Origin of the sequence: Neobacillus canaveralius, assembly GCF_047237705.1 — a bacterium.
In the GTDB taxonomy this organism is placed as follows: Bacteria; Bacillota; Bacilli; order Bacillales; family Cytobacillaceae; genus Neobacillus; species Neobacillus niacini_K.
In genome coordinates, this window is record NZ_JBDFLL010000001.1 from 5,007,501 (window position 1) to 5,028,844 (window position 21,344).

Below are 21,344 nucleotides of genomic sequence, written 5' to 3' on the forward strand. Positions count from 1 at the left end.
TCCCATTTTAATCTTACGTCCATTAAACGGAAATTCACGGAGCTCTGTTTTAAGGTTTTCTATATATTCATTACGATCAAATAATATCTTTGCGGTATGGAGCCATTCAAATATTTTTCGATTGGTGCCTAATAGAAGCCAATCTTTCAATTGGCCCTCCGTAATAATATGCATCGCTGCCTTGCTGTCGTTATAAGTATAATGCTTTATTAATAACGGCTGTTCTCCTTCTTTCACAATAATTAAAAGGATTACATCAAAGGTGTCTGTAGTATGACTTGATTTAAAGCTTTTTTCTATCATCAATACACCAAGTGTATTGGATTGACTAGCCCGTTCCTGATAAATGGGCCGAAGAATGTCTTTCATCCATCATTCCTCCATTTTTCTAGATAACTATATGTTCGACAGTAATAATAAATCTCCTTCTTATATAGAAGACAAATTTCGACATTCTTTAACATAACATTTTTTCAGAAGATGTAAATATGGTATAGTTTGTCTAGGAGGGAGAATTATGGCTAAATATTCAAGTAAAATAAATAAAATCCGCAGCTTTGCATTATCCTTAATATTTATCGGCTTTATTGTTATGTATGGTGGGATTTACTTTCGCAATTCTCCACTTATTATGACCATCTTTATGCTTTTGGGACTGTTATTTATCATTGCAAGCACAGTCGTTTACTTTTGGATTGGGATGTTATCAACCAAAACAATCCAAGTCAAGTGTCCAAGCTGTGGGAAACACACAAAAATGCTTGGAAAAGTGGATATGTGTATGTATTGTCGTGAACCTTTGACACTTGATCCAAATCTCGAAGGCAAAGAGTTTGATGAATCCTATAATAAAAAGTCAAAAAATAAAAAGCCGATATCTTAATCGGCTTTTTTTACAATATTAATGTACTTCTTTACTTGTACACTCAGGACAAGTCCCGTAAATTTCCATACGATGATTATTCACTTTAAACCCAGTAACATGCGAAGCAAGGTGTTCCACTTCATCTAATCCAGGATAATGGAAATCTACAATTTTGCCGCAGCTTTCACAAATCACATGATAATGGTGTGATGTTACAAAATCAAACCGTGCTGAAGCGTCACCATACGTTAATTCTTTTACTAAACCAACTTCACGAAATACTCGTAAATTATTGTAAACTGTCGCCACACTCATATTAGGGAATTTCCCTTCTAAGGCTTTATAAATTTCATCTGCTGTAGGATGTGACATCGAGTTTATTAAATATTCAAGTATCGCATGACGTTGTGGAGTTATACGTACTCCAGTTTCTTTTAAGGTTTCCAAAGCTTCTTTTAACTGATTCATCGCCATGCACCTCTATTCCAAAAATATTCTTAAATTATAATTGTTATAATTAGTTTACTAAGGAATTAATACTTTTGTCAATATTGTAATATCGTTATTAGGCATTTGTTATTACTTTTCTTGGTGTAACATCTGCTCTTTTATCCCCACAGCATGGTTTACATATCGAGCTGTTACGAATAAAAGGTCTGATAAACGATTTAAATAAGCCAATACAAGAGGATTGACATCCTCCCCCAATGAAACTGCACATCTTTCCGCTCTTCTCGCTGTTGTACGTGCAACATGGAAGGCTGCACCAGCGGAATGTCCTCCGGGTAGAATAAAATTAGTCAGTTCTGGAAGGGACTCATTTAATACATCAATCTGCTTTTCCATTTCCTCAATATCATTGACATTGAGAGACCACTTTACTTCCTTTCCTTTAGGGGTGGCAAGCTCCGCACCAACGTGAAAAAGATTTGTTTGTATTTTATGATACATATTCTCAATTAATTCTTTCTTTTGAAAAGATTCATCTTTTATATAACTTAATGCAAGTCCAATCATTGAATTTGTTTCATCACAGGTCCCATATGCCTCAACACGTAAATCATTTTTTGCGACTCTTTGCCCATAAATTAATGATGTAGTTCCTTTGTCACCTGTCTTCGTATAAATCTTCATAGTTTTTTCCCCCAATTATTCTTTGTTTTTGAAATATGTATCCCATTTGTTTATTTCAATCATATCACCTATTAGGCTGCCAATAAAACAGGTAACAAAGAGGTGACAATCATTCCATAAAAAAAAGGGTCGTTTACCGACCCAACAAATTTTATCTGAGGAGGTATGCCCTAATAAAATGATATTCAAATTACGTTCGTTTGCATTGGACAAAAGCCTCTTCTATAGAAAATAGGCTAGATTTTCGTTGAAATATTAATTAGGTTTTATTACAAACTATTACTATATATTGACGCCCATTTTGATTTCCGGGCCTTGAGTTGGATGAGCTTTTGCTGGCGCTGTTTCTTTATAGAGGAAACATAAAAGAAATGCAAGAGCACCTGCAGCACCTGCTACGTATAAAGGTGTTTAAATCCCATAGATGTCTGCTAAGGCACCATTCACCATTGGATTTAAAAATCCTCCGATTAACTCACCGATTCCAATAGTTAAACCGATGGCAAGTCCTGAGTACTGTAAAGGAACAGACTCAACTGGAATAACGGACATTGACATAGCAATTACTCCTGAACCAGCAGAACCGATGAATAAAAGAAGCATCATTAATGGTATAGAATCCACGAAACGAGACGGTCAAGCCCACTGATAATAACATGGTTTGAATCAATGCTGGAAAAGCGGTATTGAAGTGTCGATTATCTGTAATTTTGTATCCATTTTTATAGTTAAAACTCCTTCTAACTAACAGGTCTTTTTAATTACTATATCCATAAATTTTTCCATATTCAAGAATTACAATATATTTGTTTGCAATACTGCTATGGTAAAATAGGGATTAAGGTCATAGGAGGTTGGAATATGGAAGCCATAAAAAAGGGAACAACCATCCAATCATTAGAAGTAGGGATGGGCATTGTAGAAACAATCGCTAAACAGGGAAGACCGTTAAAATTCTCCGAAATTCAAGAGTTAACACAGATTACCAAAAGTAATCTTTATAAATATTTGAATACCTTCACACAATTAGGCATCCTCTATCGTAACAAGGATACCGGAGAATATGTATTGGGAAGCAAGTTAATTGAATATGGGATGGCTGCTGTAGATCAAGAGAATGTTATTGATCGGATCTCACCTTTTCTAAATGAAATAAACGGAAAGAGTTCGAGTACCGTTTTATTTTCGACCTGGACTCAAAATGGTCCAATGATTGTTAAAGATTTTAATAACAATCGAGGGCTTAATATTGGTGCTCAAATTGGAACCTTTCTTCCTATTCGATCTGCGACAGGCAAGGTATTTTTGGCCTTCATGGAAGAACAAAAGCTTCGGGAGTGGAAAGCGAAGGAATTTATGCAGATTTCATCAGATAAGATAAGTCAGCTGGAGGCGGAATGCGATTCCATCCGGGAGAAAGAAATTGCCTTTGCCAGGGAACCGCTGGTCCCATCCGTGTCTTCCGTTTCCATTCCGATTTTAAACTATAAGAAAAACCTCCTTGGAGCTGTAACGGTTGTAGGCTTTTCTGAGTTTACCCCTCAAAATGAAGATAATGAAATATCTCGTTATTTATTAGATATCAGCAAAGAAATTTCTGGTAGTTTCGGATATAGGTCAATGGAGTTATAAGAAGAATATTTACAAAAAGCGAGGGTGCTCCCCCGCTTTTTTTCTAACTTTTATGCTAAATTTTCTTTTACATACTGTAAAGCTTCTTCCACATGCCCTTTTACTTTAACTTTTCGCCATTCTTTCGCAATATTACCTTCTTTATCAATGACAAATGTCGATCTTTCTATTCCCATATACTCTTTACCAAAATTCTTCTTTAATTTCCACACCTCATACAATTCAGAAACTTGTTGTTCTTCATCAAACAAAAGTATGAACGGTAAGTTATACTTTTCTATAAATTTTTCATGTTTCTCTACAGGGTCTGGGCTCACACCAATAATTACAGAGTCCAGCTGTGAAAAGTCACCGTGATAATCTCTGAAATCACATGCTTGGGTCGTACAACCAGGCGTCATATCCTTAGGGTAAAAGTATAATACAACATTTTTCCCTTTAAAATCTGATAATTTAACTTTTTCGCCATTACTCGCTAACAATTCAAAATCAGGGGCTTGTTTGCCTAGCTCAATTGTCATAACTAACATCACCTCATGGAAAATGTACTCTTCCATAAGCCTAACCAAACAAGCTCCACAATACAACTATTTGATTTCTTTCACTTCACGGTCCATCAGTGCCCGGGCAACGAAAGCTGCAGGCAGTGTATAGCCAATTAATGCCTCCACCACAGCTACCATCCTCCCTAAACCATGTGGAATTACATCTCCATTGCCAACAGAAAATAATGTCATGGCGCTAAAATAAAAGCTTGTTTCGAACAAGTTATAGTTGTTGCCTTCATTTACCTCCACAAGTAACGAGATCCCTTTTAATTCAAACAATAAATAGATGAGCCCAAATCCGAGAATTACAGTTAAATAGATAGAACCCAAAAAAAGTGCGTTTTCAATAGAAACAAACTTTCCTTTTATGGTGTTTGGAATAAACAATGTTCTGATACTCATAAAAATACAGAAGATTACGATTGGTAATAAAAAATAAAACATCAGCGGACACCTCGTGTAGAGTCAGTTAGTCTCATTCTATGCCTGCCTGGACAATAAAATATCAACAATCCTTACTTAAAAAGGAGGAACTTTAAATTTTTCAAAAGTTAAACAAATAAAAGTAGATTAAAAAAGTGCTATTATAGGAAGGAATCCATTTCAAGGAGGAAAAGAAATGCAATTTACCAATTCTGAACGAATACATAATGAAGCGTTAGAACATATTGTTGGCGGTGTAAACAGCCCCTCTCGTTCTTACAAGGCAGTTGGCGGCGGTGCCCCAGTGGTTATGGAGCGCGCTCAAGGTGCTTATTTTTGGGATGTCGACGGAAACCAATATATTGATTATCTAGCTGCTTACGGTCCGATTATTACAGGTCATGCTCATCCACATATTACTGAAGCGATTAAAAAGGCTGCGGAGAGTGGTGTTCTTTACGGAACTCCTACACCCCATGAAGTAAAATTTGCAAAAATGCTTAAGGAAGCAATGCCATTTTTAGAAAAAGTTCGTTTTGTGAATTCAGGTACGGAAGCAGTCATGACAACGATTCGTGTGGCACGTGCCTATACAGGCAGAGATAAGATTATTAAGTTTGCGGGATGTTACCATGGTCACTCTGACCTCGTTCTGGTTGCGGCCGGGTCAGGTCCATCTACTCTCGGAACCCCTGATTCTGCTGGTGTTCCAAAGAGTATCGCCCAAGAAGTGATTACCGTTCCTTTTAATGATATTGAGCCTTTTAAAGAAGCGTTGGATAAATGGGGCGACCAAATTGCTGCTGTTCTAGTAGAACCAATTGTTGGGAACTTTGGGATTGTTGAACCAAAACCTGGTTTCTTACAGCAGGTCAACGACCTTACCCATGCAGCAGGTGCACTTGTTATCTATGATGAAGTCATAACAGCTTTTCGCTTTATGTATGGAGGAGCACAGGATTTATTAGGTATCCAGCCTGATTTAACAGCCCTAGGGAAAATTATTGGCGGCGGTCTGCCAATTGGAGCTTATGGCGGACGCAAGGAAATTATGGAGCATGTTGCACCATTAGGACCAGCCTATCAAGCTGGAACGATGGCTGGAAATCCAGCATCCATTCTTTCTGGGATTGCCTGTCTTGAGGTACTAAAGCAAGATGGAGTTTATGACTACCTTGATCGTTTAGGTGCCTTGCTTGAACAAGGAATTCTAGAAGCAGCTAAACAACATGATATTCAAATCACCATCAATCGTTTGAAGGGTGCACTTACTGTTTATTTTACAAAAGAAAAAATTGAAAACTATGAGCAAGCAGAAAATACAGACGGTGAAATGTTCGGAAGGTTCTTCAAGTTAATGCTACAACAAGGAATCAATCTTGCGCCTTCTAAATATGAAGCATGGTTCTTAACCATTTCTCATACGGAAGACGACATAGAGGCTACACTTCATGCGGTGAATAATGCATTTTCTCTACTTAGAAACGAATAAATATACATTTTTCATGCACTAAAAGAGAGTGGTTAACACTCTCTTTATTTTGTTATCCTCCGTTGAAAACGTTTACATTATCACTTTCCTTTACTTTCCAACGCATAATTTTCCCTGAATTTTCTATCCACATTATTGTATATTTATTTGATTTCTGAAAATTCTTATGATAATATTAATTTATTATTCTTAAAACAAATTTTTCTATTGGACCGTGCTTTATTTGTCATAATTTCTCACATAAAAAGATAAATAGGAGGTGAAGCGGCTTTAGAGGATCTCCGCTGAAGCCAATTTATATGAATGAAAGATGGACCCCTTCCCTTTTTAAAGATTTCCATAAGCAAGAACACGATGCTTGCGGAATTGTCGCTTGTCTTGAAAAAAACAAGCTGCCAACTAGAAAAAACATTTTAGATTGCATAGATGCCTTAGTTACCATGAATCATCGTGCTGGTTTTATAAACGGTGAAGGAGATGGAGTTGGAATTCATGTTGATATTCCAAAAGCACTTTGGAAGGAAAAATTACAAAGTGCCGGTGTAGACCCCTCTCACACAGATAATGCGAGTTTTGCTGTAGGTCATGTTTTTATCAGCCAAAAGGCTGACTGGTTATCTACTAAACAAGAATTACTTCAGAAACTAAAGACCTTTGAATTAGATATTGTCTTTGAGACAAATAAAGTAACCGATTCAAGTGCATTAGGACCGATTGCTATCCAGGAAAATCCTGTTTTCTGGCAATTTGCCTGCCTTTCTGAAAAATCAGGGCAAGCATTAACGAAAATCTTATTCGAAGCAATCGTCGATTTAGAAACCAATGAACATGTACATGTCGCTTCGCTCAGCCAAAATCATGCTGTATATAAAGTCATGGGTGCTGGCGATATACTCCCCCGTTACTACAAGGATCTAGCTAGTCCAATTGTTGCATCAACGATTACTCTCGGTCATAACCGTTATTCTACGAATACCCTTTCTAGTTTTTTCCGGGTGCAGCCTTTTAGTGTGCTTGGACACAACGGAGAAATTAATACGATTGCAAAGCTTCGTGACGAAGCGAAGATGATTGGGGTTCCACTCGTAAAGGATGGCAGTGACTCGCAAGATTTAAGCCGGACGATGGAAACGTTAATTTGCCGTGAAGGGTATACGTTATTCGAGGCAATGGATCTTTTATTCCCGCCAATTATTAATGAAATTAAAGCCTACTCTCTTGATTTACAAGATTTATATACTTATATTCGTGAAGCTTGGGGTCATTTTGCTCAGGGTCCAGCTGGCATTATTTCTAGGTATGGAGATGAAGCCGTTTTTAGTGTAGATGCATTAGGTCTACGCCCTCTTTGGATGCTAGAAATCGAGACTTCCTATTTATTTTCATCGGAGCCAGGGATCATTCCTTCCAGTGAGTATGTAAACGACCCTAAGCCTTTAGCACCTGGAGAAAAAGTCGGCTTTAAGTGGAACAATAATAAATTAGAAGTTTTCGAGCAGAAACGCTTCCAAACAGAGGTTTATAACCGTTATTCTAACCGCTTAAATCTTGAAAATTCCAGATTACGGTTACAAGTACCAACGTTAGAAAAAACGATTACCATGAATTATCCAGACAAAATTCATAATGGACAATATAAAGCATTTGGCTGGGAAAGAGATCACATTCAATTAATCGAGCAAATGGCGGAAAAGGGTGTCGAACCTATTCGATCTCTAGGTCATGACGCACCATTGGCTGCACTTAATCCAGAACGCAAAAACATTGCCGATTATATAAAAGAAAGCGTAGCAGTTGTCACGAATCCGGCGATTGACCGAGACCGTGAAACAGAACATTTTTCTACACGAGTGATTATTGGAAAACGTCCTGGTTTATTCGGTAACGAAAAAACAGAAACACTTCTTGAGCTAACCACTCCCCTTCTTCTAGAAGGCAAAGCTGGTTACAGTTGTTCCGAGACAATAGGTCAACCTAGCTTTGATCAAGTGGTTCACCACTTTCAAAAGCAAAAGCTTGTTGCGTTTATATCGACAACTTTTAGGAAAGATGAAAACATTGATAGTGCTCTAACAAGAATAACTAATGAGGCTGTTCAAGCTGTCACTACAGGAAAGTCATTAATCGTTCTTGATGACGCAAACGCACATCAGGATGACTTTTACTGGATTGATCCACATTTAGTTACATCTGCCGTTGACCAGGCATTGGTAAAGGCTGAATTAAGAAGAAATTGTTCATTAGTACTGCGATCAGCAGCCATTCGTTCCCTGCATGACTTGATTACTGTTTTTGGATTAGGCGCAGATTTAATCAGCCCATATTACATGTTCATGACCGTAATCGATGAAAACAATAAGCCTTTGATTAACCTTTACAGTGCATTATCAAAAGGACTTGAAAAAGTAATATCAACCATTGGGATTCATGAACTACGCGGATATGGCAGACTTTACTCCAGTATCGGCTTACACGAAGATATTGCCAATGTGTTGGGTATTGTTAACTTTTTTGGCTCTAAAGAGATTGAGAATGATTTTGAAGCAATGAAGAATGATGCTTTTGCAAGAGCTGCGGATTATCAGAATGAGAAGGAAAGAGTCGGTAAAACCTTCCATCTCTTCCCTCGTATCTGGAAGGCTATCGGTGAAGTTGCTGCAACTGGTGACTACAGTGCTTACCGGGAAAAAATCAGTGAACAAGAAGAGCAGAATCCAACGACCATTCGCCATTTACTTCAATTAAAGAAGAGCAATCAAGCAATCTCACAAGATAATGTTAATATTACAGTTGGTGAGCATGATTTACCATTTATTATTTCTTCGATGTCGTTTGGTTCCCAGAATGAGATTGCCTTTAGAGCTTATGCTGAAGGTGCTGACCGCCTAAACATGGTCTCTCTAAATGGTGAAGGCGGCGAAATCAAGGATATGCTTGGTAAATATCCAAAAACAAGAGGACAGCAAATTGCCTCTGGACGCTTTGGGGTAAACGCTGAGTTATTAAACTCTTCTAATCTATTAGAAATTAAAATCGGTCAAGGTGCGAAGCCTGGTGAAGGCGGACACTTACCTGGCTCGAAGGTAACCGCCAAGGTTGCTGCTGCACGTAATGCAACACTCGGTTCAGACTTAATTTCACCATCAAACAACCATGATATATATTCAATTGAAGATTTAGCGCAAATGATTCTAGAATTGAAAACAGGTAATGATCAAGCAAAAATTGCTGTAAAAGTACCTGTTGTACCAAATATCGGAACCATTGCTGTTGGGATTGCGAAGGCTGGCGCTGATATTATTACATTAAGCGGATTTGACGGCGGGACGGGAGCTGCCAGAATTCATGCGCTTCAACATGTTGGACTTCCAGTTGAAATCGGTGTAAAAGCAGCCCATAATGCCCTGCTTGAAAGCGGACTCCGTAATAAAGTAGAAATTTGGGCAGATGGCGGGATGAAGAGCGCCCTCGATGTTATGAAGGTTATGCTTCTCGGCGCAAACCGTGTTGGCTTTGGAACATTATCTATGCTTGCAATCGGTTGTACAACATGCCGTGGATGTCATTTAGATACATGTCACGTCGGTATTGCCACTCAGATTGAATCTGAAGTTCAAGCGAAGGAACATGGACTTCGCCGCTTTGTCCCACGTCAACTTGACTTAGCTGTTAATGGGATTATGAATTTATTTTCATCCTTTGGAAATGAACTAAAGGCACTGGCTGCTTCTGTCGGTATTACTAATTTGCAGGATGCGGTTGGACGGTCCGATTTGCTTGAGCAGGTTAAGGGTAAAAATCAGCTTAGCCTGTCTTATTTAATAAAGTCATTAGAAATTAGCCAATTCACAAAAACAGAAGAAACCAAGGCATTGCAAGAGGTTCAAATGCAAGTAGCCGTTGGTGCTGAGTATTTAGACGCCAGCGTGGATGAATTACATTCTTCTCGTGAATTTGACAGTGTCACCTCTGAACAGCGCGTTCTAGCAAGCAGAGTTTCTTGTCATCGTGTACGCGGAAGACTTGATGGTTCATACCAACAGCTTCCTCCTGTACAGCTTAAGTATAAGAATGGCTCGATTCCTGGTAATGGTTTAGGCGCTTATAATAGTGGTGGTATTGAGATCACTGTTAACGGCGGCGGTCAAGATGGAGTTGGTAAAACTTCTTTTGGCGGAAATATCTATATCCTGAAATCCAAAGGAAAAAATGGCAACTATTACAATGGTTCTGTCGGTAAAGGTTTCGGATATGGCGCTCAAAAAGGTCTTCTTGTCGCTCAAGGTAACGCCGATGCCCGCGCAGGAATTCGTCTTTCTGGTGCTGATCTAATCGTCGGTGGTTTTGTGAAGCAGCCTATCCCTGAAAAAGAGACTGGTAATATTGGCGCCAATGCAAACATTAAAGGATTTGCATTTGAATACATGACGAACGGTCGAGGATTAGTGTTAGGAGACCCAGGTCCATGGATTTGTGCTGGTATGACTGGTGGTGTCGTTTATGTTCGCCAACAGCCTGAAATTGGTTTAACAGCAGAAGCAATTATGCGAAGGATTGCTAAAGGTGCTAAAGTTTCAGTCATGAGCTTAAGCGAAAATGGTAAAAAAGATGTCAATGAGCTTCTTGGTAAATATACTGATTTACTCGAAAACGACGGGCAGACAGAAGAAGCAAAGCTGCTTCGTGCCTTACTCTCTAATCCAGAAGATCACTTTATTCAAATTGTTCCAGTCAAAGAACAAGCTGACCCAGCTGTATCTACGGAATGATTAATAAGAGAACGTCCCCTTAGGTGGACGTTCCTTTTTTGTGTTTGAACAAATATCTTTAACTATTACTAATAAAAATTCATATAATATCTCTTGATAAAATCTTTTAATCCCTGTATAGTACGTAATTGTTCATTAATGAAGTAAACTATGTATTAAACACTTAAATTTGAAAGGAAACCATTTGGAATGAAGTTAGGTGCCCGCATCTTTAAAACGGGAATTGCAATTGTCTTATCCCTATACTTAGCTCAGCTGCTGCACTCACCCTCTCCTGTCTTGGCAGGTATTGCTGCAATTTTTGCAATCCAACCAACAATATATCGCTCTTTTTTGACGATTGTTGAACAAATACAAGGAAACTTAATTGGTGCAATACTTGCAGTTATTTTTGTCCTTTTATTAGGAAATCACATTATCATTATTGGGTTAGCCGCTGTGATTGTTATAATTATCAATCTTAAACTAAAAATTGAAAATACAATCGGACTTTCTCTTGTAACCCTAATTTCAATTATGGAAACCCCTGGAACTGATTTTATTCCATTTGCAGGAATCCGTTTCTCAACCATTATGATTGGAGTCTTTTCTGCTTTCGTAGTAAACCTAGTTTTTCTGCCGCCTAAGTATGAAAATAAGCTTTATTTTAAAATCACAGGGACTACTGAGGAAATTATTCGCTGGATACGATTAAGTACCCGGCATGACTTCGATCACAATATGCTAAAGACTGATATTGAAAAATTAAAAGACAACTTAATTAAGATTGAACAGTTTTATTTAATGTATAAAGAAGAAAGAAGTTATTTTAAAAAGATTAGTTTAGAAAAATCAAGAAAGCTAGTGGTCTTCAGGCAAATGAGTTCCACGGCAAAAAAGGCACTGGATACTTTAAAAAAACTTCACCGATTTGAAAACGAGATCCTACATCTGCCAGAAAACTTTCAACAGTCGATACAAGAGCAACTCGACAGTGTCATTTACCACCATGAGCAATTAATGCTGCGGTTTATTGGCAAAGTTCCAACACCCTTAGACAATGAAACGAATACCTGTATTAATAATAAGGAACTATTCGAGTTATTCTTGAGCCATCAAAAGCTATACAGCAACCAAAACGCTCCGCATTTATATCACACTATGCAGGTCATTTCTTCGATTATTGATTACGGGGAGCAGATTGAGCACCTGGATACGTTAATCACCAGCTTTCATTCTTTTCATCATAATGAGGTTTCCATTGAACAGAAAGAAATCGAATAGAAAAAAGAAAACTTACTGGATTTGATCTGCCCCGTAAATGTTAGACACCCTTCTAACATTTACGGGGTGTTTTTTTATGTTCAGAAATGAAATTTCTACTGATTTTTCACTATTTTAGTAGATTATTTAGATTGAATTATAGCTTTATTAATGAGAACATTCATTTATAAATATTTTTTTGGAAGGAGTTTACAGCATGTCATTTGTTGAAATGAATTTAGATAAGAAAGAATATGAGGCCTATCTATTTGTGCATTTTATTCATAAAGACGAGAGCAGTGCTGACTTAGAGCAAGTCTACTTTTCCGTTAGTAAGGATGGCTTGAGATGGGAAACTCTTAATGAAAAGAAACCGATATTGACATCAACATTAGGAGACTTCGGGGTAAGAGATCCGTTTATTATCCGTTCCCCAAAAGAAAATAAATTTTATATTATTGGCACCGATTTATCTATGTATCATCGTAGGGATTGGGATCAGGTTCAGAGAACTGGAAGTCAGCATATTGTGGTTTGGGAGTCTAAAGATTTGATAAACTGGTCTGAACAACGATTAGTTAAGGTTGGACCGGAAACTGCAGGCTGCGTTTGGGCTCCAGAGGCAATATATGATAAAGAAGCCGATGATTTTCTAGTATTCTGGGCTTCAAGGGAGAACTTTGGAATTGAGAAGCATAGAATCTATTATTCTAAAACGAAGGATTTTATAAATTTTACTGCTCCTAAAATCTATATTGAAAGAGAGAATCATATTATAGACACAACCATTATTGAAGAGGACGGTAAATACTATCGTTTTTCAAAAGACGAGACAGTTAAAACGATTACTGTAGAGGTTTCGGAAGCTTTACTCGGTGAGTTTACTCCACTAGATACAAATCTTAAAAATATAATCGGCGTTGAGGGACCTGCCTGCTTTAAATTAAAAGGTGAAGATAAATGGTGTTTATTGCTCGATCATTATGCGATTGAGAAAAAATATGTACCCTACTATACAACGGACTTACAAACAGCACAATTTACAAAGAGTCCAGAGGATTTGGATATACCTGTTAATTCCAAGCATGGCGGGGTTATGCCAATCACTATCGATGAGTACAACGCTGTGGTACAAGCCTATGGAAAAAGAAGTATTTAGCATAATATGTAGCGCTTTTGGAAGCAATTAAAAGCTTACTTATTCATGCACAAAAAAAATGACGTAGGTAAATACGTCATTTTTTGTTGCTCTTTTCTAGGCTTGCAGCGGCGCTTTTTCTTTATGCTGTTCCAGCTGCTGCACTTGAAATAATTTATAATAATTGCCCTGTTTCGCCATTAATTCATCATGTTTGCCTACTTCGACAATTTGGCCGTGTTCGATTAAGACAATTCGATCAGCATGGGTGATCGTAGATAAACGGTGAGCAACAACAAAGGTCGTCCGATCCTTCGCGAGCTTATCAAGTGCTTCTTGGATAAGATGTTCACTTTCTAAATCTAGTGCTGAAGTTGCTTCGTCTAGGATTAGAATAGGAGGATTTCGTAAAAACACTCGAGCTATTGCCACTCTTTGCTTTTGACCTCCAGATAGCTTGACACCTCTTTCTCCAACCTTCGTATCATACCCATTTGCTAGATTCAGAATAAAATCGTGTGCATTGGCCGCTTTGGCTGCTTGATATACTTCTTCATCCGTTGCGCCGGGTTTTCCTAATAAGATATTGTTCTTTACAGATTCACTAAATAAGATATTATCCTGAAAAACCACTCCGATTTTATCCCGTAAGGATTGAACCTGGAAGTGGCGGATATCCACTCCATCTAAAAGTATTTTCCCATCCATAACATCGTAGAAACGAGGAATCAGACTGACAAGAGTCGACTTTCCTCCTCCACTCATCCCAACTAGGGCAATGGTCTCACCTTTTTTTACATCAAGGTTGATGTTTTTCAGAATCATATCCCCTGAATCATTGTAGGTAAATTGAACATGATCAAACGTAATGTCCCCCTTCACATCCTTGCACGGGGCCGCATTGGGAGCATCTACAATATCATATTTTTCATCGAGGAATTCAAATACCCGGTCCATAGAGGCGAATGACTGCGTCAGTGTTGTGGAAGAGTTGACTAGCCTTCTTAACGGATTGTACAATTTATCAATATAAGCGAAAAACGCCATCATTGTTCCCAGCGATAAATCTCCTTGAATAACAAGATAGGCAGAGTAACCGATAACGAGTAAAGGTGCAACATCCGTAATCGTGTTAACGGCTGCAAATGCCTTCGCATTCCAGCTGGTGTGCTCTAAGGCTTTATCTAAAAAGTTTTTATTTTGTTTATCAAACTGTGTCTGCTCAAACTCTTCGATTGCAAAGCTTTTTATGACGGGCATTCCTTGCACCCGTTCATGAAGGTAGCTCTGAACCTCAGCAAGTGCTTGGGAACGAGACTTTGTGAGTTTACGCAAATTGCCAAAAAAGTATTTGATTGAGATTGCATAGAGCGGAAATAACAAAATTGAGACCACGGTTAGACTGACATTCATATAAAACATAATTATAATTGCGATAACAATTGTGGCGATATCGAGCCATAAATTCATTAAACCAGTGATCACAAAGGTTTTTGTCTGCTCAACATCATTAATAACGCGTGAAATGACTTCTCCTGACCTAGTATTGGCATAATACTTAAAGCTGAGTTTCTGAATATGAGAATACATACGGTCACGGATATCGTATAGAATTTTACTTGATGTCCATTGGGCGAAATATTGGCGATAATATTCAATCGGCGGCCTTAAGACGACAAAAACAACGATCATTACCCCCATGATCAGAAGTAATTTTTCTATTTTCTCATCGTTGGCTAAACCACCATTGCCAATGATATCATCCACTACATACTTAATGAGCATGGGAATGATAAGCGGGATGGCGAATTTTACAACCCCGATAGCAATCGTCCCAATAATTTGAAGGCGATATGGCTTAACAAATTCGAGAAATCTGCGAACACTGCTCAAGTTTTGCCCCCTTTCTGCGCTGTGTACTTTAATAAGAACAGGGAAAGATGATGAAGGCAGCTACTAATTACTGTGTAGGTGCCTTCATCATCTTTCCATGGCGTGGAACATTTTCCATTAACGTCTGTAAGTTAAGTAACGCTCATACCAGATATCAATAAAGTCAGGCGCAAATGGTCCTTTGCGCTGGCGAATCCATTGAATGAGCTTCTCCACATTTCTTTTCAGAATTTGGTCAATCACTTCGGGATATTTCATCTCACGACGGTGACGTTCATACTCATCTTCATCTAACAAATTAAACGTCATATCAGGGAATACCTTGATATCGAGGTCATAATCAATATATTTAACTGCTTCGCCATCAAAGATAAATGGTGAGCTGAGATTACAGTAGTAGTAAATACCATCTTCCCGAATCATTCCAATAATATTAAACCAATATTGTGAATGGAAATAACAAATTGCAGGTTCCCTTGTAATCCATGTTCTTCCATCTGATTCCGTTACAATTGTGCGATCATTCCCGCCAATCACTAAATTTTGGGATCCCTTTAAAACGGTCGTTTCTTCCCAGACGCGATGGATGTGCCCATTGTGTTTATAGCTATGTATTTGTATTGGTTCTCCTTCGATGGGTACGCCCATGATTCTCCCCTTCTTCCTTCCTAAACGCTTTGTAACCTATATTCCTGCACTTAAACGACAAATGGTAACAAATCATTTACTATTTCTTATTATTATAACGGTTGAACAAGGAATTTAAAACAAAAGAGCCATTGATTTCAATGACTCTTTGAAAAAAATTGCATATTTTTAATCATTTTTTCGATTTTGCCCTATATTGAAGGCTCTAAGTCAGTTTCACGATAGGATTGAATCACTTCTTCTGTTTGTTTTTCAAAAATTTCCTGAATTTCTTTTAGCTCTTTTTTCATTTGATTGATATCAAATTGGACACTTTCTAACTCGGTTTCGTTTTGTATTGTCTGTAGTTGTTGTTCGATTTCCTGACAACGTTCAAGTTCTCCCTGAAGGTATAGTAATTTTTCCATTGTCATCATCTGCTCAGATACTAAACGGTTAAAATGATCCATTTACCACACCGCCTTATTTTTTCTATCTAATATGTATTCTTTAATAAACAGCTATATCCTTTGACTACTTATGTAAACTTGGGAGAAGTTTTGTCGAAAAATAAAGAAGACGCTCTTTCGAATGAGAGCGCCTTCTGCTTACAAATTTATTAGCTTTGACCAAATTGACCAGAATTTCCTTGGCCTTTGTTAGCTTGAGATTGCTGATTTTGTTTTCTAACTTCAGCAGCATCTGTTTGGCTAGCGAATTCAGTTCCGAATTGACCAGCTGAACCAGTAGCTCCAGCAGAACCTTGACCGCTTTGAGATTGCTGATTTTGTCTTCTTACTTCTGCAGCATCTGTTTGGCTAGCGAATTCAGTTCCGAATTGACCAGCTGAACCTTGAGATTGTGCATTTTGTTGTCTAACTTCTTGGATGTTAGTTCCAGCAGAAGTTTTGTTTGGTTGTTGGTTGAAGTTGTTTGCCATTTTAATCACCTCCACAAAAATTAAGATACCCAGGAGGTGAGGGGTCTATCCAAAAAGTTTTTAAAAAAATTTATCTTACACTAATAACGAAATACCGCCATCGACAATAATGGTTTGCCCTCGAATCATACTAGATTCTTCAGATAAAAGGAACATAACACAATTCACCATATCTTCAATTTCGACCATTCGTCCCGCTGGTGTCTTCTCTTTTGCTTCTTGCAGCAGCTCTTCACGATTCGGAAAATGTGTTAATGCTTCTGTATCAACTGCTCCGCCTGAAACAGCATTAACCACGATATTTTTCGGAGCTAATTCTACTGCTAAATATCTTGTTAAAGCTTCTAAGGCTGCTTTTGATACCCCTACGACTGTGTAATTTTCTAGATAGCGAATAGATCCTAAAGAACTTATGCTGACAATCTTCCCGCCGCCATTTTTCTCCATTAATTTTGCTGCTTCTTGTGCACAGAATAGTAGAGCTTTACTGTTAATATTTAATGTCCAATCCCAGTGATTTTCTTCTAGCTCCATAATAGGGCGTTGAACTCCAGATGCAGCATTATTAACAAAAATATCCAGTCTTCCGAACTCTTCCTCAATTTGTTGGAACATAGTTTTAATTTTACTTACATCACCGACATTCGCTTTTACCACTAAAACCTTTCTGCCTAAAGCTTCAATTTCATCTGCCACTTTAAGTGCAGAACTTTTACTTCTTGCATAATTGATGACGATGTCATAGCCTGCTTGAGCCAGCCTTAGGGCTGTAGCTTTACCAATTCCTCTGCTGCTTCCTGTAATAAGTGCTACTTTTTGTGTCATTTACTCTAATTCCCTTCATAAACAAGTTTTGTATTCATTTTAGCGTTTTAATGTATAGATGACAATTGATTACAAAACCTAAGGTTATTAAATGAGAAAGGAAGAAGATTATGTATGTAGGACGGGATATGACAGAACTTTCTATGGTCTCTAAAGTCGAATGGAGGGACAGCGAACTAGCCTTCTTTCACCACTCATTGCAGCAAATAGCACCTTACTTAAATAGTGAAGGTGTGACAATTCATCGTGAAATCATTGAAGAAATAGAAAATCGCGGCGGAATTAAGCTACAAGAAGCCGATTATACACACGGAACGAAAGTTAGTTATGATTAATCTAAAATTTCACCTTTGTTTATTAGGCCAATAAATCATGTAAAAAAATGACTATCATATGTCGATAGTCATTTTTATTTTTTATAAGTATGTATTTTACTATCAATAAAAAGTGTACCGTCCGGTTGAATTTCAGCATAAAAAACATCAGATGCCGATTTAACCCCAGCTGTTAGAAGTTCTTGTTGCAGCCATTCGGTACTAAGGTGTAATTTTTTCAAATTTTCGGTACTAATGGTACCATCTAGAATTACTCCAGTTGGCAGAGGGAATAATTTTTTCTTATTTTCTATGTTCATATCCCCTTTCGTTAAAGGCTCTCCAGTTTCCTTTTTCATGACTGAGATTTTACCATCTGTTTCAATTATGGCATTTTCTACATCTGCCATAGAAAAAACGTCTTTTTGTCTAAGCATAGCCCTTAAGGAATCCAAATCTAATCTACATTTTCGGAGGGCTTGCTCCATGATCTTTCCTTGTTTAACCAGGATTATAGGTTCACCTACGAGAAACTTTCTAGCATTTGTGGATTTAATATCAATATAACTCATTAAAAGTGTATAAAGGCTCCATCCAATTAGAGCAATAAGGCCATTAAAAATACTTAATTGGTGGTCAACTACAAGGCTTGCAGCTATTTCTCCAATAGCAATAGCAGAAACAAAATTGAAAAAAGTCATTTGACTTATCTCTTTTCTCCCCATTATCCTAGTTAGTAAAAATAATACAAAAAACCCTAAAGTTATCCTTAGTATCAAGGTATGTAATTCCATGCATTCACCAAATTTCTTTTTATTGAATAAGAGGTATTGCTTATAATTTGCCAATTTTAACTATATATATTCGTTAGCTCAAACGTTACAGAAATTAAGGAATGGGGTTTTATTGCATAAAAAAAAACCGCAAAAAGCGGTGCAATTTTAAATTATTTATTTTCAGCTCCAAATTTGAATCCATAATAAAGTTTAAGCATTTTATGAAACGAAACTGGAAAGGCATGCTCTTCTATCTCATCTAAGGTGATAAATTTCCATTCCTTATTCTCTGTAAAACCCGCTCCTATAGTGCCTATATATAGACGGATATTCCAAACTAAGTGGGAAAAAACATGTTCTATTTGACCAATATTCTTTTCTAACTTAATATTCATATTAAATGATTCTTTGAATAGTTCGGCAATTTGGGCACGTTCCATCACCATTGATTGATGAAGTTCAACATTTGGAAGTTCCCATAAATTTGCTAGCAGCCCATTTTCAGGACGTTTATGAATTAAAATTTTTCCAGTGTCATCTTTCACAATAATTGCAGCAAGGTCCACATTTCTTTGTGTATTCTTTTTCGTTTTGATGGGAAGTTCTGTCTCGACTCCCTCATGAAACCCTTGGCAATGATCCCGTACAGGGCAGAGTAGACAAGAAGGGGATGTAGGTGTGCAGATTAATGCACCAAGTTCCATTAGTGCCTGATTGAAGGCAGATGGTTCATCATGGGAGATAACCTGCCTAACTGCTTCTTCGAATACCTTTCTAGTTGATGGCTTGGCGATATCCTCCCAAATAGATAGGATTCTTGATAATACCCTCATCACGTTACCATCTACCGCAGGTTCGGGGATCCCATAGGCAATACTTAAGATTGCGCCGGCAGTGTAGGGACCAACCCCTTTAAGGTTTGAAATCTCTTTTGGTGTATCGGGTACCTTACCTTCATATTTTGTGTTGACTTCCTTTACAGCAGAATGTAAATTTCTTACACGCGAATAATAACCTAGTCCTTCCCATGCTTTTAGAACTTTATCTTCATTTGCGTTTGCCAATACTTCTATTGTTGGAAACCATTCAATAAATCGATTAAAATAAGGAATAACCGTATCCACTCGTGTTTGCTGCAGCATGATCTCAGAGACCCATACTTTATAAGGGTCCTGGTCTTTTCTCCATGGCAGGTCTCGTTGTTCAGCTTTAAACCAAGAAATTAAATCTTCCTGAAATTTTTTTATTGAGACTTTTTCTATATTTTTCAACTCATTTACCATTACAAAATTTCCTCCAGCCTGTTAAACAAAACGAAATAAGGGAATATAATAATAAGCATTTTTTAACGATAAGCCATATTTTAATATTTGACAAGAACTTATTAAAGGAGGATTTTTCCTTTTGGATACTGGAACTCATGTTGTAATGGGAATTGCCCTTGGGGGTCTTGCGACTCTTGACCCAGTGGTGGCCAGTAACTCTGCAACCGCTACGAGTGTGTTAATTGCTACCATCGCTGGTTCACAAATACCTGATATTGATACCGTACTAAAATTAAGAAATAATGCGATTTATATTCGTAATCATCGTGGTGTCACCCACTCAATGCCGGCTGTACTTTTATGGCCCCTTATTCTTTTAGCGGTGATATTCCCCTTCTTTCCAGGGGCAAACCTTCTCCACCTATGGGGCTGGACATTTGCAGCGGTTTTCATCCATGTTTTTGTAGATATATTTAATGCTTATGGGACACAGGCGCTCCGTCCTTTTACCTCTAAATGGGTAGCACTTGGAGTAATTAATACCTTTGACCCCATCATCTTTGGAATACACGTCGCAGCCATCGTAATTTGGGTTATCGGCGCAGATCCTGGTTATACCTTTTTATGGATGTTCATTATTTTAATTGGATACTATTTGCTTAGATTTTACGCCCAAGCGAAAGTACGATCAGCCGTTAGAAAATTAATACCTGATGCCACAGATATCATTACTTCACCTACCATGAAGTTTAACTTCTGGAGAATCGCTGCTATGAATGAAGAGGAGTTCTTTGTTGGCAGGGCTATGGGAACGAATATTGTCATATACGATCGCTTTAAGCGCGTGCCTGTTCCTAAAACTCCAGTCCTTGAAGCAGCAAAAAAAGATAGTAATTTGGCTGCATTTTTATCCTTTTCCCCTGTGTACCGTTGGGAATTAGATGAGTATGATGACCATTACGAAGTACGATTTATTGATTTGAGATACCGCAGTAATGGGCATTATCCATTCGTCGCAGTGGTCCAGTTGGATCAGGAGCTAAACCCAATAAGTTCATACACAGGCTGGGTGTTCAGTGAAAAGAAACTACGGAAAAAATTGAGTATTATACCGAGTTAATAGCAAAAGGCGAGTGACTATGGGTCGCTCGCCTTTTAATTCATTGTATTTTTGTCTTGGATAAGGAAGTCTTTATATTTAGGATTTTTCGCAATAAAATCATGGAGTCGGTCGCCATAGGTTTCTATCCATTGTGTAACAATTCTTTCCGTCATTTCGCTGCCGAGATAATCCCTTCCCGCTTTTGCGGCGGTGGTTTCGAAATCCTCCCACATTAATTCAACCCATGTTCTAGCTTGATGATAGGAAAGCATCTCGTTTTTTTCTAACAAAAGTTTTGCTAATCTTTCATGATAATCGTTCATAAATTCACCTCATTGCCAATTTCTTATAACATAACC

22 protein-coding genes (1 of these 22 only partly in view) are annotated in these 21,344 nt (G+C 37.8%); 8 read left to right on the forward strand and 14 right to left on the reverse strand.

Annotation, left to right across the window (positions count from 1 at the left end):
- Positions 1 to 369, reverse strand: partial view of a nucleotidyltransferase-like protein gene (locus tag ABC255_RS24565; RefSeq protein ID WP_412997580.1) — the start only. The gene continues 507 nt to the left of window position 1, outside the view; 369 of the gene's 876 nt are visible here — the first part of the coding sequence; it begins with the start codon at positions 367 to 369; its stop codon lies off the left edge, out of view.
- Between the two features lie 145 nt (positions 370 to 514).
- Between ABC255_RS24565 and ABC255_RS24570 the strand changes: the two genes are divergently transcribed.
- Positions 515 to 883, forward strand: coding sequence for a YgzB family protein (locus ABC255_RS24570; protein ID WP_412998626.1), 369 nt, complete (start codon positions 515 to 517; stop codon positions 881 to 883).
- An 18-nt stretch (positions 884 to 901) separates the two neighbouring features.
- Here the strand turns inward: ABC255_RS24570 and perR are convergent, their stop codons facing one another.
- From perR to ABC255_RS24585, 3 genes are all read right to left on the reverse strand, one after another.
- The gene (gene perR, locus ABC255_RS24575; RefSeq protein ID WP_335514335.1) at positions 902 to 1,339 is read right to left on the reverse strand and encodes a peroxide-responsive transcriptional repressor PerR; all 438 of its coding nucleotides are present in this window, start codon (positions 1,337 to 1,339) and stop codon (positions 902 to 904) included.
- Positions 1,340 to 1,444: 105 nt separating this feature from the next.
- Positions 1,445 to 1,999 (reverse strand): cob(I)yrinic acid a,c-diamide adenosyltransferase, encoded by a 555-nt coding sequence (locus ABC255_RS24580; RefSeq protein WP_412997583.1) that lies wholly within the window; start codon positions 1,997 to 1,999, stop codon positions 1,445 to 1,447.
- A 411-nt stretch (positions 2,000 to 2,410) separates the two neighbouring features.
- Positions 2,411 to 2,623, reverse strand: a complete 213-nt coding sequence (locus tag ABC255_RS24585) for a hypothetical protein (RefSeq protein ID WP_412997585.1) — start codon at positions 2,621 to 2,623, stop codon at positions 2,411 to 2,413.
- A gap of 237 nt (positions 2,624 to 2,860) precedes the next feature.
- On the opposite strand from ABC255_RS24585, the gene ABC255_RS24590 reads away from it, so the two are divergent.
- The gene (locus tag ABC255_RS24590; RefSeq protein ID WP_412997587.1) at positions 2,861 to 3,631 is read left to right on the forward strand and encodes an IclR family transcriptional regulator; all 771 of its coding nucleotides are present in this window, start codon (positions 2,861 to 2,863) and stop codon (positions 3,629 to 3,631) included.
- A gap of 50 nt (positions 3,632 to 3,681) precedes the next feature.
- Here the strand turns inward: ABC255_RS24590 and bcp are convergent, their stop codons facing one another.
- Together bcp and ABC255_RS24600 are read right to left on the reverse strand one after the other, a co-directional pair.
- Positions 3,682 to 4,152 (reverse strand): thioredoxin-dependent thiol peroxidase, encoded by a 471-nt coding sequence (gene bcp, locus ABC255_RS24595; RefSeq protein ID WP_412997589.1) that lies wholly within the window; start codon positions 4,150 to 4,152, stop codon positions 3,682 to 3,684.
- 66 nt (positions 4,153 to 4,218) lie between these two features.
- On the reverse strand, positions 4,219 to 4,623 hold the full coding sequence (locus tag ABC255_RS24600; RefSeq protein ID WP_335536701.1) for an ion channel: 405 nt from the start codon (positions 4,621 to 4,623) through the stop codon (positions 4,219 to 4,221).
- Positions 4,624 to 4,798: 175 nt separating this feature from the next.
- Between ABC255_RS24600 and ABC255_RS24605 the strand changes: the two genes are divergently transcribed.
- From ABC255_RS24605 to ABC255_RS24620, 4 genes are all read left to right on the forward strand, one after another.
- A complete protein-coding gene (locus tag ABC255_RS24605) occupies positions 4,799 to 6,094 on the forward strand; it encodes a glutamate-1-semialdehyde 2,1-aminomutase (protein WP_412997591.1) in 1,296 nt (431 codons plus the stop codon).
- Between the two features lie 299 nt (positions 6,095 to 6,393).
- The gene (locus ABC255_RS24610; RefSeq protein ID WP_412997592.1) at positions 6,394 to 10,863 is read left to right on the forward strand and encodes a glutamate synthase-related protein; all 4,470 of its coding nucleotides are present in this window, start codon (positions 6,394 to 6,396) and stop codon (positions 10,861 to 10,863) included.
- A gap of 189 nt (positions 10,864 to 11,052) precedes the next feature.
- Positions 11,053 to 12,126 (forward strand): FUSC family protein, encoded by a 1,074-nt coding sequence (locus ABC255_RS24615; RefSeq protein WP_412997594.1) that lies wholly within the window; start codon positions 11,053 to 11,055, stop codon positions 12,124 to 12,126.
- A 196-nt stretch (positions 12,127 to 12,322) separates the two neighbouring features.
- Positions 12,323 to 13,264 carry a glycoside hydrolase family 43 protein gene (locus tag ABC255_RS24620; protein WP_412997596.1) on the forward strand — a complete coding sequence of 314 codons (942 nt, stop codon included), beginning with the start codon at positions 12,323 to 12,325 and terminating at the stop codon, positions 13,262 to 13,264.
- Positions 13,265 to 13,360: 96 nt separating this feature from the next.
- Here ABC255_RS24620 and ABC255_RS24625 read toward each other — a convergent pair whose 3' ends face one another.
- From ABC255_RS24625 to fabL, 5 genes are all read right to left on the reverse strand, one after another.
- Positions 13,361 to 15,136: an ABC transporter ATP-binding protein gene (locus ABC255_RS24625; RefSeq protein ID WP_412997598.1), complete on the reverse strand. Its 1,776-nt coding sequence runs from the start codon at positions 15,134 to 15,136 to the stop codon at positions 13,361 to 13,363.
- Positions 15,137 to 15,253: 117 nt separating this feature from the next.
- Positions 15,254 to 15,784, reverse strand: a complete 531-nt coding sequence (gene ntdP / locus ABC255_RS24630) for a nucleoside tri-diphosphate phosphatase (RefSeq protein ID WP_095249190.1) — start codon at positions 15,782 to 15,784, stop codon at positions 15,254 to 15,256.
- 191 nt (positions 15,785 to 15,975) lie between these two features.
- Positions 15,976 to 16,233 (reverse strand): YgaB family protein, encoded by a 258-nt coding sequence (locus tag ABC255_RS24635; protein ID WP_412997601.1) that lies wholly within the window; start codon positions 16,231 to 16,233, stop codon positions 15,976 to 15,978.
- A 149-nt stretch (positions 16,234 to 16,382) separates the two neighbouring features.
- Positions 16,383 to 16,703: a gamma-type small acid-soluble spore protein gene (locus tag ABC255_RS24640; protein ID WP_412997603.1), complete on the reverse strand. Its 321-nt coding sequence runs from the start codon at positions 16,701 to 16,703 to the stop codon at positions 16,383 to 16,385.
- A gap of 75 nt (positions 16,704 to 16,778) precedes the next feature.
- Positions 16,779 to 17,528, reverse strand: coding sequence for an enoyl-[acyl-carrier-protein] reductase FabL (gene fabL / locus ABC255_RS24645; protein ID WP_412997605.1), 750 nt, complete (start codon positions 17,526 to 17,528; stop codon positions 16,779 to 16,781).
- Between the two features lie 110 nt (positions 17,529 to 17,638).
- Between fabL and ABC255_RS24650 the strand changes: the two genes are divergently transcribed.
- Positions 17,639 to 17,863, forward strand: coding sequence for a hypothetical protein (locus ABC255_RS24650; protein WP_412997607.1), 225 nt, complete (start codon positions 17,639 to 17,641; stop codon positions 17,861 to 17,863).
- Between the two features lie 74 nt (positions 17,864 to 17,937).
- Here ABC255_RS24650 and ABC255_RS24655 read toward each other — a convergent pair whose 3' ends face one another.
- Both ABC255_RS24655 and mutY read right to left on the reverse strand, forming a co-directional pair.
- On the reverse strand, positions 17,938 to 18,636 hold the full coding sequence (locus ABC255_RS24655) for a YetF domain-containing protein (RefSeq protein WP_412998627.1): 699 nt from the start codon (positions 18,634 to 18,636) through the stop codon (positions 17,938 to 17,940).
- A 152-nt stretch (positions 18,637 to 18,788) separates the two neighbouring features.
- The gene (gene mutY / locus ABC255_RS24660; RefSeq protein ID WP_412997609.1) at positions 18,789 to 19,901 is read right to left on the reverse strand and encodes an A/G-specific adenine glycosylase; all 1,113 of its coding nucleotides are present in this window, start codon (positions 19,899 to 19,901) and stop codon (positions 18,789 to 18,791) included.
- A 121-nt stretch (positions 19,902 to 20,022) separates the two neighbouring features.
- Here mutY and ABC255_RS24665 point away from each other — a divergent pair, with 121 nt between their 5' ends.
- Complete coding sequence (locus ABC255_RS24665; RefSeq protein ID WP_412997611.1) at positions 20,023 to 21,003, forward strand: metal-dependent hydrolase; 981 nt, start codon at positions 20,023 to 20,025, stop codon at positions 21,001 to 21,003.
- Between the two features lie 35 nt (positions 21,004 to 21,038).
- Here the strand turns inward: ABC255_RS24665 and ABC255_RS24670 are convergent, their stop codons facing one another.
- A complete protein-coding gene (locus ABC255_RS24670; RefSeq protein ID WP_335529930.1) occupies positions 21,039 to 21,308 on the reverse strand; it encodes a YfhJ family protein in 270 nt (89 codons plus the stop codon).
- Between the last annotated feature and the right edge of the window lie 36 nt (positions 21,309 to 21,344).